Genomic DNA, 236 nt, shown 5'->3' on the forward strand with positions numbered 1-236 from the left:
CGCCGTGCACCCGGTGCCGGGCGGCCGAGTCGACGTCGCCGAGCACGGCGCTCGCCCTCGGGGCACCGCCCGCGCCGCGGCCGTAGAACATGAGCTCGCCGGCGGCCTCCGCCTCGACGGACACCGCGTTGAAGGCCCCGCGCACCCCGGCCAGCGGGGGCGTCAGCGGCACCAGCGCCGGGGGCCCCCAGTCCTGGGCGCCCTCCCCCGCGTCCCCCGTCGCGCCGCGAGCCGCC

At 82.2% G+C, this 236-nt stretch carries 1 pseudogene; it reads right to left on the minus strand.

Annotation, left to right across the window (positions count from 1 at the left end):
• Positions 1-236 (minus strand): annotated as a pseudogene (locus tag KVT14_RS21385) (homoserine dehydrogenase); the annotation flags it as partial.

The organism is Cellulomonas sp. GbtcB1, assembly GCF_019091725.1.
Classification (GTDB): domain Bacteria; phylum Actinomycetota; class Actinomycetes; order Actinomycetales; family Cellulomonadaceae; genus Cellulomonas.